The following is a 14,358-nucleotide window of genomic DNA, read 5'->3' as shown; positions in this document are numbered from 1 at the left end:
AACAGGAATTATACCTGTTTACATCTATCCTTTTTGGACAACATAGAACCCATTTACTACTACAACATCTACCACAATACTACAATAAATAATCATTGGCTTCTTCCATGATCGCGCCAGATTGTGGAAGATCGTTATTGAACTAAAGCACTCCGTTAGTTTAAGTGAATTTTCTCACAAATTTATGATATTATACAGTTGAATAGAAAGACAAATTAGAATTTGGAGGTTCACTATGAAAAATGAAGATAAACAATATGCTTTAACTGTTATTACTAATATATTAAAAGTAATGCACAATAAAGAATATGAAAACATTTTAAATTATGTGGATGAATGTGAAGTGGATGATATTGGTGAGTTATTCTATTATGTTCAAGAAACATTAAACTTAAATGGATTTGATTCATTTGATGAATATGGCGCTCCATGTAATTTCCACCCAAAATACGAATATTCACAAATCAACTTCTATGAATTCAATGATAATAGTGGATTTGCTGTTGATTATGCTTTAACTTCAAATTCAAAATTGGCAGATATGTGTTTACAAATGGAGTTTTTATATACGGATGACGGATTAAAAAGTGTTTTTATCACAGTTGACCCACAGTAAAACAATATATTAAAAGGAGAACATATGGAAATATACAATATTAATTTGAATATTCATTATTCTGCTCCACAAGAAGTTTGGGATAAGTTGGAGCGTTTATATAGAGAAATGCCTAACTGGAACAACTTTGTAAACGGCTGTCCACAGTGGTATGGTTCAGATGATAAATTAATAGAAGTAAGTATTGAATCAAGTGGATTACAATTCTATGCTAAGTTACCATCAGAAGAATGGGATGAATGGATTACAATATTTAAGAATAGAGCTACAAAATTATTGGGATATGAAGTTGGCGAACCAGAAGACGGTTTTGAATTTCACTATTATGATTAACCCCACAAATTCCAAGTTGTCCATAAGCTTAATTTGAAAATACATATGACACTTCGGTGTTTTTTTATATCATCTCCAATTCTTCCAGTCACACCTAATTGCTATTCAACTAAATGCATCGTTAGCTTAAGTACATTGTTTCACAAACTCAAATCAAGATTAACATAAAGCCCCATTTTTAATTCAATTAAATGGCCCTATTAATGAAAAAGGCACAATTCCTTTTCAAGAATTGCGCCCGATTATTTAATATGTCTTCGAAATAGCGGTAATGAAAATAAATAAATATTATATAAAGGAAATATCCGCTTGAAAGTAGAATATTACCCTACAACCATAATTAACTATTCCGATGAGGAGGATTCATGTGCGTCCACGACCATTATTTATTGAAAATCCAGAGCATGATAGGTATGTTAGTCTTGTGCCAGATGGAGATATTGAAGAAATACTTAATAAGCAACAAGCTAAGACCCTTACCCTCTTAGGCAGCGTATCAGAGGAGTTAGCAAGTAAGACGTACGCACCAGGGAAATGGACTTTAAAAGAAGTGATTGGGCATATGACCGACTCGGAACGTGTGATGTCGTATCGAATACTTGCCATTGCACGAAATGAAATTGCACCACTCCCAGCAATGGATCAGGATCAATACGTTTCTGCGGCAAACTTCAACAAATTATCTTGGGAACAGTTACTAGCTGGTTTAGACACCGTACGCTCCAACACATTAAGCCTGATTTCAACTATTGATGAAGCTGCGTGGGTTCGTAAAGGAACTGTAATGAACAGTCCAGTTTCAGTAGGAACCATTGTATATGGCATTGTCGGGCACGAGTTACACCATATGAAAGTGATTAGCGATAAATACTTATAAATCTCTTTCTATTATTGAAAAAAACTAATTTTTCACTTCATACTGAGAAATTAGGTTTTCTCATAGTGAACCTTACTTAGCGTTATAAATCCGCATTTTCCTGACGTTATCCCTATTTATACATTATAATTTCTTATTCAATTATATGTCCCTATAATGATCGAGCACTGATCCTTATTACAGAACCACGCCCGATGGTGGAAGAACTTTATCTACTATATGAAGTCCAAATTCTATACATTTTTTTACCGTCTACCTCCATCTTATCTCTATGCATTGTAACATATACATTCATGTATTCCGCCCATTGTGGTATTAGTTCCGTTAAACAATCAATGACCTTTATATCAGGAGTTGCATAACCGATATTTTCTTTTCTCAAAAAGCCATTGGAGAAATCTTGATATAATGAGTCCGTCCATTCATAAACTTCAAACTGAGAATCAAAAATCCGCTCATCTTCTTGATATTGTCCGTTTACCCAGTATATTTCCATAACAATGCCCCCCTAATTAAATGCAGCGTTCCATAACACTTTGTCCTATAAAGACACTTTCCTAGTTTTCCATGAAAGCGCCCGATTGCTGAATAGCAAGACGGTGATTTGTCTTTTGCCTGTTAAAGTAAAGCATACTGTTAGCTTAACAAGAAATTATTTCCTTTTCTCATAGATTCCTTTTACGAATTGTTCCTTATAATCTGTGTATTCATTGATCCCACCATTTTTCTCTTCTACAAATTTCATTTTCAGTTCTCTGTACTCTTCCCTTGCTGTTTCGTTTGAATTTAAGTAGTTCCTAAAAAAGATTAAATTTTTCCAGAGTTCTTTGTTGTATTCTACTAAGTGAATAAAGTGTGTCTTTTCCTCATAATGATCATCATTAAACTTCGCAAGCACAATTTCATTAGGGCGTTCCACTTTGAGCTTTAAAAAACCAACTTCCCTCAGCCCTTGAAATATCGATTTATCAACATTTTCAATATTATCAACACCAACGACTAAATCCAATATTGGTTTGGCAACGATATTCTTTATGGCTGTGCTACCAATGTGTTCAATTCTATTCTCTTGAATTGGCGTTGCATTTAAAATATCCTGTTTCACCCTAAAAAACTCTTTTTTCCACTCATCACAATGTGCTTCTAACCTTACCTCATCTCGTTTTAACCCTAATCTCATTTAGTCACCTCATTTTCAATATAGTTAACTAATTCGTTCGATGATTTCTTTATCCTTCTTAAACTCAACTGCAGTGTTAGTTTAAATACACTACTTCACAAGCTAAACTGAATTCTAATGTAATTTTGCCGAATTTCTTTACTATTTTAATCGCCCTTTAGATGATGAAAGACGCATTCCCAACTTTAACAATTGCGCCCTATTGTTCAGTACCTCATCATAAAACTTACCATAACGGAAGTACGATTCCCACATGATTTTTAAATAATCATTTGAATAACAACAATAATATAATAAAAAACGAAATAAATATATTGATAAACGATAATAAATAGACTAATATCATATTATCATTAAATCGGTGAGGTGCTTCAAATGAATGTTAAACTAAGTTCAACTTTTTTCTTAAAGATCATTGCTTTTCTTATTGGAATTGCGGTACTTGTTGTGTGTATCTATTGGTTACCTCAAGCAGCTTTACGAGATGCCAAAGTGCGTCCAGGAGATTACTCGATATATCCATTGTTAATATGTGCCTATGGAGTATGCATTACGTTTTCTGTTGCATTGTATCAAGCCTATAAACTATTGAGTTATATCAATATAAACAATGCTTTTTCTGAGCTATCCCTTAATTCCTTACAGATTATAAAAAAATGCGCTTTGACAATTATTTTCTTCATTTTGTTTTTAATAGTTTACTTAAGGGTTTCTGCTCTGTTCACGGGTGAAGACGCAGCAGGTCCGATAGCACTTGGTCTAATAGGGATTTTAGTAACAGCTATCATCGCTGCCATTATAGACGTACTTCAAAAACCCATAAAAAATATCCTAGAAAATATGTAGGTGTTTCATAATAACCATTTTTATAAAACTCCCTTCGTTGTTGTAGTAATAAATGAGGTCTACTAAATAAAAAAGTACACCACTACTATATAAGTGATGTACCAACTATCCTATAATGTGTGACATTAAAGATAAGTTACTGTTTTAAAATAAAAACATGCGTTCACTTATCTTTAATTTTACAAAGTATTCACCTGCATTCTTATTTTGGATAATACGAAAAACCAGGGTACTTCACCACTGGCCATTTTTCCTTTCTAAGAGCCTGTAGCAACTCAGGGCCAACCTGCAAATTACTTTGCACCAATTCTGTTGGCGTTAAGGCCATCCATTGATTTAAAGATACATCCTGGAATCGGTCACTTTTAAACATTTCTAAAAACCATAATGGCTCTGTGCCAGTATTTTCAACGTAATGCCCCGTCGCAAACGGCACATAGCCAACATCACCTGCACGATAATCAAATGTTCGTGCTGTTCCATTCCCTGTGAAAACAGTCATTCGCCCTTTTCCTTGTAGATAATATTGCCATTCATCGTTGTTCGGATGCCAATGTAATTCGCGCATCGCCCCAGGCTCAATTTCTACCAGTGCCGCTGCGATATTTTGGGAAATCGGAAAATTAGTTGAATCCACAATACGCACACTGCCACCTGGTGTTTTCAGTGGTGGCTGTGCTAATAAGCGATGCTTAAAAGTTTGTGGAACCTGCCCATAAGGAGACTCCACTTTTTGTGAATTGATGGGACCAGGAACCTGATCCTGATAAATATACACTTGCTCATTCGGAATATGATCAAAAGCACTAATTGGAACCCCAAAATTGGCAGATAGCACATCCTTCGGGGTGTGCGCAAACCAATCTGAAATCGACAATGTATTCAGATCTGAGAAATTGCCATCATCAAACACTAATAAAAATTCACAGCCATCCTCTAACCCCTGAATTGAATGAGGAATGCCAGGTGGAAAATACCATAAATCACCTGGTCCTACATCGGCAATAAAATTACAGCCATTTTGATCAACTGCCGTAATCCGAGCATGGCCGAGTAGCATATAAGACCACTCCGCCTGCTGATGCCAATGCAGTTCACGCACGCCTCCCGGTGTCAAGCTCATATTTACACCCGCCAATGTCGTAGCAATCGGTAATTCACGAACCGTAATTTCCCGTGACCACCCACCTTGATTTAATGTCATATGCGTGTCTGAAAACGAGAATCGTAGGTTAGGGATCAAACCCGCATCTGTCGTTGGTGGCACCAGCATATCCGGATTTTCTAAATCCCTCATAATATCGCGTGGCCCCTTATCCACCCCTCCAGCTCCATCATTCCGAATAGGCTGAGGCACTTGAAAATAACCCGGCGGCAAATTGTCCAATCGTTCACCTCTTTATCGTAGAAATTTAAAAAATACTTTCATCCTTCTAAATGTATGGGCACACAGCTTGTACTATTCACTTGCTTTTCTGTTGGGCGAGTGCATGAGAATGGCTATTTGGTTACGAGGAATGATTACTTTTTTGACCGCTTTCCTCACATTATGGAGCGGAGGCATCACTCCTCTAAACGTAGAGCAAATTCATTCCCATGAAAACATAATCAGTCACTGTAGCAAAGCCTCCACTACACATTTATGCAAGATTTGGAGGCCTTCCTGCAATTCGTCATATGTTGCATAGGCATAAGATAGACGAATATGATGATGATCTTGTGGGTCATAAATATAGCCAGGATTGATTAATACTTGTTGCTGCAATAGCTTCATAAAGAATTCTTTGTCTATAAGTGGCTCATGAAACTTGAGCCAAATATAAAAGCCTCCCTTTGGTTTGCTCCAAGTAGCAATGTCTTTAAATTTTCCCTGTAAAATTTGCTCAGTGAAATGGGCTCGATCCTGCAAGTGCTGACGTAAAGATGCAAGATGCGATTCATATTTTCCTGATTGTAGCCAATGTAGGACAATTTCTTGTGAGATAGCACTTGAGCCATAGTCCGTTTGCATTTTTATATCGGCTAATCGTTCGATGACGGTGGTTGGACCAATAAGCCAGCCAATGCGTAGCCCAGGGCTTAAGGTTTTGGAGACACTCCCAATATAAAGGACTTGTCCGCTGCTATCCATTGCTTTAATAGGAGGAGAGGTCGCTTCAAAAAGTAATTCATGATAGACATCATCCTCAATAATTGGAATACGTGATGCCTGACAGGCTTCATAGAGCTGCTTTTTTTCCAGAGATGTCCATACTTGGCCCGTTGGATTATGTAAAGTTGGGATAGCGTAAAATACGGCTTGTTTTTTCCGTTTCCTTTGAGACAATGTTTGGGCAAGCTGTTCATCGCGGTGAATGCTCACCATTTGCATCCCTACTGATTGAAATGGATGGACAGAATTTAAATAGGAGGTTGGCTCCTGAAATACAATAGACCCTTGTTCTAGTAAACCAACGGCAATTAACTGCAATGCCTGAAGTGCACCTGAGACAATGCAGACCTGTTGAGGCTCAGCAACGATGCCTCTTTTTCGTACATAGTCACAGATAGCTGCACGAAGGTGATCATTACCCTGTGGTGAGGAATAGCCCAATGCTTTGGGCTGAAAAGATAGCTCCCTTAGTGAAGCTTCTATGGCCTCTGTGGGCAATAAGCTTGGTGCTAGCTCACCCGTTCCTAAACGAATGACATCCTCACGCTGCTCGTATTCATTAATTAATTGGATAGTGTGATAGTTTGGCTTATGGATACTTGTTTCGATATAGGTTTGCCAATTCGGCTGTGTTTGTTGAATTAATGCATGCCATGAATTATGCGTAACGTAAACCCCAGAGCCTACCTTTGATTCAAGGAGACCTATTGCTTTTAATTCCTCTAAAGCCTGTTGAACCGTGCTACGATTGACGCCAAACTGCATGGCTAACTGTCTTTGGGTGGGCAGTTTTGTTCCTGCTACCCAGTCTCCTCGTTCCACCAGTGCTGTTATCCATTGCACAATTTGCTGTTGTAATGAGGTATCTCTTTGTCTATTTGGCTGCCAGTTCATTTATCCATCACCTTTCCTGCTAGAAAATTGGGTGGATAAAAAACCATCCAATTGGTCGTTTTCTTTTAGTTATACCATATCTAAAATGAGTAGTGAAAGGAGGGATGATTGTTGGAAGCTTTTCTTCATGGCATCATTTTAGCATTTGGACTCATTTTACCTTTAGGTGTACAAAATGTTTTTGTTTTTTCTCAAGGTGCTACACAACCCAATTTATTACGCGCCCTGCCAGCAAGTGTAACAGCTGCCCTCTGTGATACAATGCTAATTGTGCTTGCGGTATTCGGACTATCCTTAATTGTTTTACAATTTGAGTGGCTACGTATCGCTTTAATGACTGTTGGTATTGTTTTTTTACTTTATATGGGCTATACCATCTGGCGCTCAAATCCGAGCACTACAAAAAAAAGTGAACCACTGCCCATAAAAAAACAAATTCTCTTTGCCCTCTCTGTGTCGTTACTTAATCCACATGCTATATTAGATACAATCGGCGTCATTGGTACGAGCGCATTAAAATATAGTGGTACAGAGCAAATGATTTTCACGGTAGCCTGCGTGCTAATTTCTTGGCTATGGTTTTTCGGTCTCACGTTGACTGGTGCCTCGTTCAAAAAACTTGATAGCTCTGGTAAGTTGATGGGCATCTTGAATAAATGCTCAGCCATCTTTATTTGGGCAACAGCGTGTTATCTCGCAAGTGGCTTACTGTAGCCTACATAGAAAATGCTCAGGATTCCTCCTGAAGCATTTCATGTTGTTGAAAAAAGATGATGTCAACGGCAGAAAAAGCAAATTTGCAAGGTGAGAGGTTGATTTCCGTTCCGCCAGCGCCCTTTCCAGGGGGCGTCCGATGAGCCGCTTCACTCACTTACGCTCGCTCCAGGGTCTCATCTGTGACGCTAAATCCCCTAGGAGTGACGCTGGCTCCACTCCAATCAACCATTCTGCAAAGTGTCTTTACTTTTTTTCATAGTAGTATAGCGATCAAATAGCCCATTATCTGTATTCTTAGAGGGGATAGGCTCTTATTTTCAATGTGGAGAAGTGATGCGTGACAACACCTCTCCATAAAGAGAAGTGAACACCTTCACTTTATTTAAAAACCTTTGCTAAAAAGGTAACACTTTTGTGGGGTGGAGTGGAAGGCTACTTGACTCCCGTGGGATAGCGAGACAGGCGAGCCTCTAAACGGAGCGGTAGCGGAGGAAGCGGCTCGGCGCTCGCCCACAGGAAAGCAAGTAGCCTGCAACGGAAATCCATTTCTCCCTTTCAATTGACTGTTTTGTTTTTCAACACTAAGAAATGCTCAGGATTCCTCCTGAGCATTTCTTTTAGAGTGAGACAAATACCGTGAGCTGTTCATTAAACAATGTTGTTTCAACGGATTTCGCTTTAGACCACGCTTCACCATAATGAATAGCCTTGACTAATACATTCGCTTGTAATATTGCTTCATGCTGTCGGATGATAGAAAGTACCTTTGTACTACCGTTAAAGGCAATCGACACATATTGGACCACTGGTAGCTGCCATTTTTTCCTTGCGTCTTGAATTGTGCGAATTAATTCTCGCATTTGCCCTTCTTGTAGCAAGCTTTCTGTTAGTTGAACATTCATCAATACACGACATGTGCTATCCTCAGCTAACCTATAATACTCCTTCACAACCGCTTCAGCAACAACATGGGCTGCTAATAATGTTAGCTGTTGTCCTTCCATCTCAAAATTAATCGAACCATTATGCTGAAGCTTTTGCTTTTCTTCATTCGTTAATGCCATCACATATTCTTTTACTTGATTAACCTTTGCACCAAATGCAGCTCCAGCAGTTTTAAAATTCAGCTTATATTGGATGCTTTCATAGGCTGAAAAATCATGCGCCCACCTACAGACTTTGATGTTTAACTCATCTTGAATGAGCTCACTATAGACTTGAAAATCCATCAGGTCTCCTTTTACGGCAACAATGAGTTCACTTAAAGGTTGCTTAACCTTCATTCCCTGACTATTGCGAATGCTGCGTCCAAGTTCCACTACTGTTAAAACCATTGCCATTTCTTGTTCAAGCTTGACATCCACTAATTGTTCGTCACATGCTGGGTAGTTCTCCAGATGAACACTTTTCCCACATAATTGACGGTAGATGTCTTCAGCAATAAATCGCGTAAACGGTGCTACCAATTGACAAATAGATGTAAGCACTTCATAAAGCGTACTAAATGCACCTCGTTTATCTGCTGTCAGTCCATTTGCCCAAAATCTAGCTCGTGAACGGCGAATATACCAATTGCTTAACTCCTCTACCAACTGAGCAATTTCTCGTGTAGCCTGTGTAAATTGATAATCATCCATGAACGTTGTGACAAGTTGGATAGTGTGATGGAGACGAGACAAAATCCAATGATCTAGAGGTGATCGACTCCCTTTATTTGTAGCATCATACGTAAAGCCATCGATATGGGCATACATTGCATAAAATTTAAACGTATTGTCAAGTGTATCCACTAGTTTCGATTTCGCATCTAAGATAATTTTCTTAGAAAAACGCTTCGGATTCCAAGGGGAGCTGTCGACTAAAAATGCCCACCGTAAAGCATCCGCTCCATATTGCTCGATTAATTCAACAGGCTCTAAAGCATTATCTTTACTTTTTGACATCTTCTGCCCATGCTCATCTAAGACATGCCCTAACGATAGAACATTTTTATAAGGTGGCTTGCCTGTAAATAACGTCGATACCGCTAATAAGCTATAGAAAAAGCCTCTTGTTTGGTCGATTCCCTCAATGACGACATCTGCAGGGAACTGCTGACGAAAAGTCGTGACATCTTCAAAAGGATAATGCTGCTGGGCAAATGGCATCGAGCCACTGTCAAACCAAACATCAATAACTTCTGGCGTCCGCTTCATGTCTCCTTGACAGACAGGACATGTACAGACAATGTCATCAATAAATGGTTTATGAAGCTCTAAATTTTCATCGAAAGCCCCTTTAGCTAATTTTCTTAATGCTGCAACACTACTTGGAGCCACCTCATGAGCACACTCCCGACAAACCCAGACATTCAATGGTGTACCCCAGTAACGATTACGGCTAATATTCCAATCCACTAAATTTTCTAGGAAGTTGCCAAATCGACCGTTCTTAATATGACCTGGATACCATGTCACTTGCTGATTATTTTGTAAAAGCTGCTCCTTTAATGCTGACATCTTGATAAACCAGCTATCTGTTGCGTAGTACAGCAAAGGTGAATCACAGCGCCAGCAATGTGGGTAGCTATGCTCATATTTCTCTTTAGCAAATAGAAGTTTTTTTGCCGCTAGCATTTTAATGATATCAACATCACAATCTTTTACAAAGCGTCCGACAAGCTCAGACACAGCTTCTGTATAACAGCCTTTTAAATCAACTACATTGACAAAGGACAAACCATTGTGCTGTACTGTTTTATAATCGTCCTCTCCATAGGCTGGAGCAATGTGCACAATTCCTGTTCCACTATGCTCCGTCACGTAATCCGCCATAACGACAACTTGCCCTTTTTCGACCGTTACATAAGAAAATGGTGGTTGATAGGAAACACCCGCAAACTCTTGCCCATCATGCTCACTTAGTACTTCGATAGGCTCTGTAAAAACCTTTTCTACCAGTGATTTAGCGAGGATGTATATGTTATCTTCGTGCTTTACACGTACATATTGAAGAGATGGATTCATAGCCAAGGCTACATTAGCAGGTAATGTCCAAGGCGTCGTTGTCCAGCCTAAGAAATATTCGTCGCGATCCCGAAGCTTAAACATCGCTGTAACGGATAAGTCTTTGACATCCTTATACCCCTGTGCTACCTCATGTGAACTTAAGGATGTTTGGCAGCTAGGGCAATAAGGTGAAACACGATGCCCTTTATATAAAAGTTGTTCCTTGTGTACATGGCTTAAAATATGCCACACAGATTCGATATAATCATTGCTTAGTGTCAGATAAGGATTATCCATATCAAGCCAGTAGCCAAGCTGCTCGGTAAAGGTACGCCATTTTTGCTCATAGGTAAAAACGCTCTTTTTACATGCCTGAATAAATCGCTCTACCCCATAATTCTCAATTTCCTGCTTCCCAGAGATGCCTAATGCCTTTTCTACTCCTAATTCCACAGGCAATCCATGTGTATCCCAGCCTGCTTTTCGTTCAACGAGATAGCCTTGCATCGTTTTATAGCGTGCCACAACATCTTTAATTGTTCTGCCAAAAGCATGACCAACATGTGGTAAACCATTCGCTGTTGGCGGTCCCTCGTAAAATACAAAGGGCTGCTGTCCAGCACGATTGTTGATGGACTTTGCCAAGGTTCCTTCTTGCGCCCACAACGCACGAATCCTTGTTTCTCGTTCAACCACTGTTTCCTTCTTTTGTTCTTCCTGCATATGAGTTCCTCCTATACAATCCATTTTGTATAAAAGGCATACAAAAAACCCCGTCCCAAGGAAAGGGACGGGGTTAACCGCGAATACCACCCTAATTCTATTGACACAATGGTCAATAGCGCTCAGCAACGTACAATCATACGTGTTCTTTTTAACGGTAGACACCCGGATTGGCTTACTCTATTCAGCCAATCTTCTCAGAGAGGATTTTCATGTAACACCTGCACACCGACTTCCACCAAATGTCGGCTCTCTGTAGAACAAAATGAAACACTACTCTTTCTCATCAACGAATTTGTATGCTTTTATTGTCACTCATCGTAACAAATTACCAATTGTCTGTCAACAGTGGACAACCTTAAAAAATTTCGTTGAGACAAGTGACAATACTTTGATGGAGAGTCATATATTAAGATTGCGGATTGGTTTGAATAAAGCTCTTCAGCAATATTTTGACATTAAATAGCCCGATATAAAAGTTTACTTCATCCAATTGCCCCTTTAATGTGGCTACTGTTGACAGTGTTTGCTGCAATATTTGGATGATTTCATTTTTCCAACATAGCGAAAATCAGGACTAACAACCTTTCCTCCTCATCATGAATAAATACATAAGCAGGTTGTAAATAGAAAAACCAAAGTGCATGTAACATAGCGACATAGGCTGATCCATTCATTTTAGGATTTTTCACTAGTTCATCAATAGCATCCGATACATGTGCCACACTATGTGCCCATCCTTTGCCAGGTACATAGCTTCTTACATCCTTTTCAGATGATATGTAAGTTCATAACTTCGTTTGACAAGCCTCATGCTATCCTTAGATAAAAAAATATCTGTGTAGATCCCTAGCTAAAATAAGTACGAGCAATAAGATTGTAAACGAGTGAGTAAAAAACCCAATCAGATTCCTTTGAATAATAAATGGTTTAAGCTTTAATCCCAAAGTTCAATGAAGCAACGATGATTCAGCAAATTTTTTCTAAAATCCATTCATAAAAGCTGCCCTAAATCCATGTATCTCGTAGCTCACTTCAGTAGAACCGATATGTGCTAGCATGGCATGCAAAACCTGCTGTTGATGCTCTTGCTGCCAAGTAGCCTGACCCTTTTTCAATGCCATTAATCTAGCCTTTAATTCATCTTCCTTCAATACAACTGGCTAATTCCACTTTGCTTATTCATTGTGATACTCCGTACTACTTTCTCGGTATAGCCCATCCAGCTTCCATCCATTATAAAAACGGACATAGGTCAATTCCTTTTGCCAATTATCTAGGTGCACAATCACCTTGCTGCTCCAAGGGAAAGTGGCTGCATAAACCCGACCTCTGCGTACCTCAGCTATGTCATCCGCTACACCAAGAAGTGTAGAAGGTGCATTCGCATTATACATTAAATAATGCTGTCGATCTGAACTGATCTCAAGTTCTTCCATGACCTCCTGATGAAAAACAATCACTTGCTCATTTGCCTGATGAAGTGAATAGATGAGAGCTCCCCCAAATAGCACCATCAATGAAGCCACAATGAGTACATGCTTTTTCTTTAATCCTATGTAAAACGCCCACTGCTTTTCCTTATTGTATAAATGAATATATATTGCTAGACTTATTGGCCATAAAAATAATAACTGCCAACAAAGGACAACCCAAAAAATCTCGCCATCCGAGACAAAATATCGAATGACATTGTAATTCAACAACCATAAAGGCATCGACCACCGCCATAAGGATTCTTCCTGCGGTATACTTTTTAAATAAATCAGTAGAAGAGGTAAGCTTAGGAAAAAGGCTGTCGCATTATCTAATAGAGCAAATACCAATTCAACACCTCCTGCATAGAAAAATGTTACAACTATTGTATTTTAATCCAATTGTACAGAAAAGGCTAGACATTCTAAAACGTTGAATATCTAGCTTCCTTTTATTGAAGTTCCTCCACTATTTTCATCTCTAGGAAAATCGATGAGAGGTTGAGAGGCATTGTTCCCAATCACCTGGCTATATTGTACTTTGATAGCGTTTTGGGACATCCACTAAAGGAAAACGTGTACCATTGCTATGTTTTTGCACCAATTCATCTACAGATAATTATATCCACCACAGACATTGTTTTAAAAATGACCTCACGCTGCTTGAATAGGAGTGCTAGAATCACATTTTCAATCAAAATGCGTTCGTCTTGCTGTACAAGTATATCCTTCTAGTGGTAGTTTGCTTTGCAAAAAGCTTCTGTTGTACTTGAATTTTGCAATAGGCCCAACTGCGTAAATCTTTGCCTCGATGCTTCGATAAATAAGCCTTTAGCTCGCCACGTTCCTCATAGTTTTGTTGGTTATCATAAAATTTAATTAAGACATCCTGCACGATATCTTCTGCACTTTGTCAATCTCTTCCATAGTAAAAGGCAAGACGAATAAGCCTCTCTGTATGCTGTTCCATTATTCTTTCTAGTTCGTAAATGAGCCCTCTCTTTCCTATAAACGGTGCTCATAGCTTCGAGGTTTGCTTTTTTTGTCATTTATTCTAAATCATTGTCAGCAAACGGGCTAATAACCTTTTTTTCCGTTGAAGATAACACGATATTGGTAGAAGGTGTACCATAGGGCATAGCTGCATCAATAAACTGCTCTAATGTTTCTACTGAATAAGTCGCTAGTTTGACAATATAGCTAATTTCCCCCGCCACTCGATAGCACGCCAAGACATCAGGATGAGCCTTACAAAATGCAGAGAGGCTTTTACAATCAATGGATTTAAATAAAATAATGGCCTCAATAGTGCGCTCCATCTTTTTCAAATTCACCCTTGCATGATACCCTTCAATCACACCTTGTTCCTCCAGCTTTTTGACCCGTTCAATAACAGCGGGAGAAGATAAATGAACAATTGCTGCTAATTCCTTCATCGAGATTTTTGCATTGTGCTGTAATTGCTGTAATATTTGTATATCAATTTGATCCATGGTCCTTCACCTTTCTAAATCAATTATTTTTTCTATAATACCTTTTCAAATAAAGTTTTTTATCC

General features: G+C 38.7%; 14 protein-coding genes and 1 other annotated feature. Of the genes, 5 read left to right on the top strand and 9 right to left on the bottom strand.

Annotated elements, in window-relative coordinates; genetic code table 11:
• The first annotated feature begins 235 nt into the window (after positions 1-235).
• From MHI34_RS18025 to MHI34_RS18015, 3 genes are all read left to right on the top strand, one after another.
• Positions 236-616, top strand: a complete 381-nt coding sequence (locus MHI34_RS18025; RefSeq protein ID WP_036117654.1) for a hypothetical protein — start codon at positions 236-238, stop codon at positions 614-616.
• A gap of 24 nt (positions 617-640) precedes the next feature.
• Positions 641-949, top strand: coding sequence for a hypothetical protein (locus MHI34_RS18020; RefSeq protein ID WP_036117651.1), 309 nt, complete (start codon positions 641-643; stop codon positions 947-949).
• A gap of 367 nt (positions 950-1,316) precedes the next feature.
• On the top strand, positions 1,317-1,826 hold the full coding sequence (locus MHI34_RS18015) for a DinB family protein (RefSeq protein ID WP_058843526.1): 510 nt from the start codon (positions 1,317-1,319) through the stop codon (positions 1,824-1,826).
• Positions 1,827-2,034: 208 nt separating this feature from the next.
• Here the strand turns inward: MHI34_RS18015 and MHI34_RS18010 are convergent, their stop codons facing one another.
• Together MHI34_RS18010 and MHI34_RS18005 are read right to left on the bottom strand one after the other, a co-directional pair.
• Positions 2,035-2,322, bottom strand: coding sequence for a hypothetical protein (locus tag MHI34_RS18010; RefSeq protein WP_058843525.1), 288 nt, complete (start codon positions 2,320-2,322; stop codon positions 2,035-2,037).
• Between the two features lie 156 nt (positions 2,323-2,478).
• Complete coding sequence (locus MHI34_RS18005) at positions 2,479-3,006, bottom strand: GrpB family protein (RefSeq protein WP_058843524.1); 528 nt, start codon at positions 3,004-3,006, stop codon at positions 2,479-2,481.
• A 375-nt stretch (positions 3,007-3,381) separates the two neighbouring features.
• Here MHI34_RS18005 and MHI34_RS18000 point away from each other — a divergent pair, with 375 nt between their 5' ends.
• Positions 3,382-3,852, top strand: a complete 471-nt coding sequence (locus tag MHI34_RS18000) for a DUF2975 domain-containing protein (protein ID WP_058843523.1) — start codon at positions 3,382-3,384, stop codon at positions 3,850-3,852.
• Between the two features lie 202 nt (positions 3,853-4,054).
• On the opposite strand, the gene MHI34_RS17995 is transcribed toward MHI34_RS18000, so the two are convergent.
• Positions 4,055-5,239, bottom strand: a complete 1,185-nt coding sequence (locus MHI34_RS17995) for an oxalate decarboxylase family bicupin (RefSeq protein WP_058843522.1) — start codon at positions 5,237-5,239, stop codon at positions 4,055-4,057.
• Positions 5,240-5,464: 225 nt separating this feature from the next.
• A complete protein-coding gene (locus tag MHI34_RS17990; RefSeq protein WP_058843521.1) occupies positions 5,465-6,898 on the bottom strand; it encodes a PLP-dependent aminotransferase family protein in 1,434 nt (477 codons plus the stop codon).
• 111 nt (positions 6,899-7,009) lie between these two features.
• Between MHI34_RS17990 and MHI34_RS17985 the strand changes: the two genes are divergently transcribed.
• Entirely contained in the window at positions 7,010-7,612 is a 603-nt protein-coding gene (locus MHI34_RS17985; protein WP_058843520.1) for a LysE/ArgO family amino acid transporter, read from the top strand.
• A gap of 620 nt (positions 7,613-8,232) precedes the next feature.
• Here MHI34_RS17985 and ileS read toward each other — a convergent pair.
• The 5 genes from ileS to MHI34_RS17960 all read right to left on the bottom strand — a co-directional run bounded on the left by ileS (position 8,233) and on the right by MHI34_RS17960 (position 14,293).
• Entirely contained in the window at positions 8,233-11,325 is a 3,093-nt protein-coding gene (ileS, locus tag MHI34_RS17980; RefSeq protein WP_342503733.1) for an isoleucine--tRNA ligase, read from the bottom strand.
• Between the two features lie 60 nt (positions 11,326-11,385).
• Positions 11,386-11,624, bottom strand: a binding site (T-box leader).
• 249 nt (positions 11,625-11,873) lie between these two features.
• Positions 11,874-12,050: a DUF2785 domain-containing protein gene (locus tag MHI34_RS17975; protein WP_231744999.1), complete on the bottom strand. Its 177-nt coding sequence runs from the start codon at positions 12,048-12,050 to the stop codon at positions 11,874-11,876.
• Between the two features lie 258 nt (positions 12,051-12,308).
• A complete protein-coding gene (locus tag MHI34_RS17970) occupies positions 12,309-12,449 on the bottom strand; it encodes a hypothetical protein (RefSeq protein WP_231744998.1) in 141 nt (46 codons plus the stop codon).
• Positions 12,450-12,503: 54 nt separating this feature from the next.
• A complete protein-coding gene (locus MHI34_RS17965; RefSeq protein WP_058843692.1) occupies positions 12,504-13,151 on the bottom strand; it encodes a hypothetical protein in 648 nt (215 codons plus the stop codon).
• Between the two features lie 698 nt (positions 13,152-13,849).
• Positions 13,850-14,293, bottom strand: coding sequence for an Lrp/AsnC family transcriptional regulator (locus MHI34_RS17960; RefSeq protein ID WP_036120896.1), 444 nt, complete (start codon positions 14,291-14,293; stop codon positions 13,850-13,852).
• Positions 14,294-14,358: the final 65 nt, after the last annotated feature.

Source organism: Lysinibacillus sp. FSL L8-0126 (genome assembly GCF_038630385.1).
GTDB classification, from domain to species: Bacteria; Bacillota; Bacilli; order Bacillales_A; family Planococcaceae; genus Lysinibacillus; species Lysinibacillus fusiformis_D.
Note: the sequence above shows the minus strand (reverse complement) of the source record. Positions and strands in the feature narration are given on the sequence as shown.

Bases quoted from the DNA above. Each gene is read 5' to 3' on its own strand.
- MHI34_RS18025 (WP_036117654.1), top strand. From the start codon at position 236: ATGAAAAATGAAGATAAACAATATGCTTTAACTGTTATTACTAATATA.
- MHI34_RS18020 (WP_036117651.1), top strand. From the start codon at position 641: ATGGAAATATACAATATTAATTTGAATATTCATTATTCTGCTCCACAA.
- MHI34_RS18010 (WP_058843525.1), bottom strand. From the start codon at position 2,322: ATGGAAATATACTGGGTAAACGGACAATATCAAGAAGATGAGCGGATT.
- MHI34_RS18005 (WP_058843524.1), bottom strand. From the start codon at position 3,006: ATGAGATTAGGGTTAAAACGAGATGAGGTAAGGTTAGAAGCACATTGT.
- MHI34_RS18000 (WP_058843523.1), top strand. From the start codon at position 3,382: ATGAATGTTAAACTAAGTTCAACTTTTTTCTTAAAGATCATTGCTTTT.
- MHI34_RS17990 (WP_058843521.1), bottom strand. From the start codon at position 6,898: ATGAACTGGCAGCCAAATAGACAAAGAGATACCTCATTACAACAGCAA.
- ileS (WP_342503733.1), bottom strand. From the start codon at position 11,325: ATGCAGGAAGAACAAAAGAAGGAAACAGTGGTTGAACGAGAAACAAGG.
- MHI34_RS17970 (WP_231744998.1), bottom strand. From the start codon at position 12,449: ATGGCATTGAAAAAGGGTCAGGCTACTTGGCAGCAAGAGCATCAACAG.
- MHI34_RS17960 (WP_036120896.1), bottom strand. From the start codon at position 14,293: ATGGATCAAATTGATATACAAATATTACAGCAATTACAGCACAATGCA.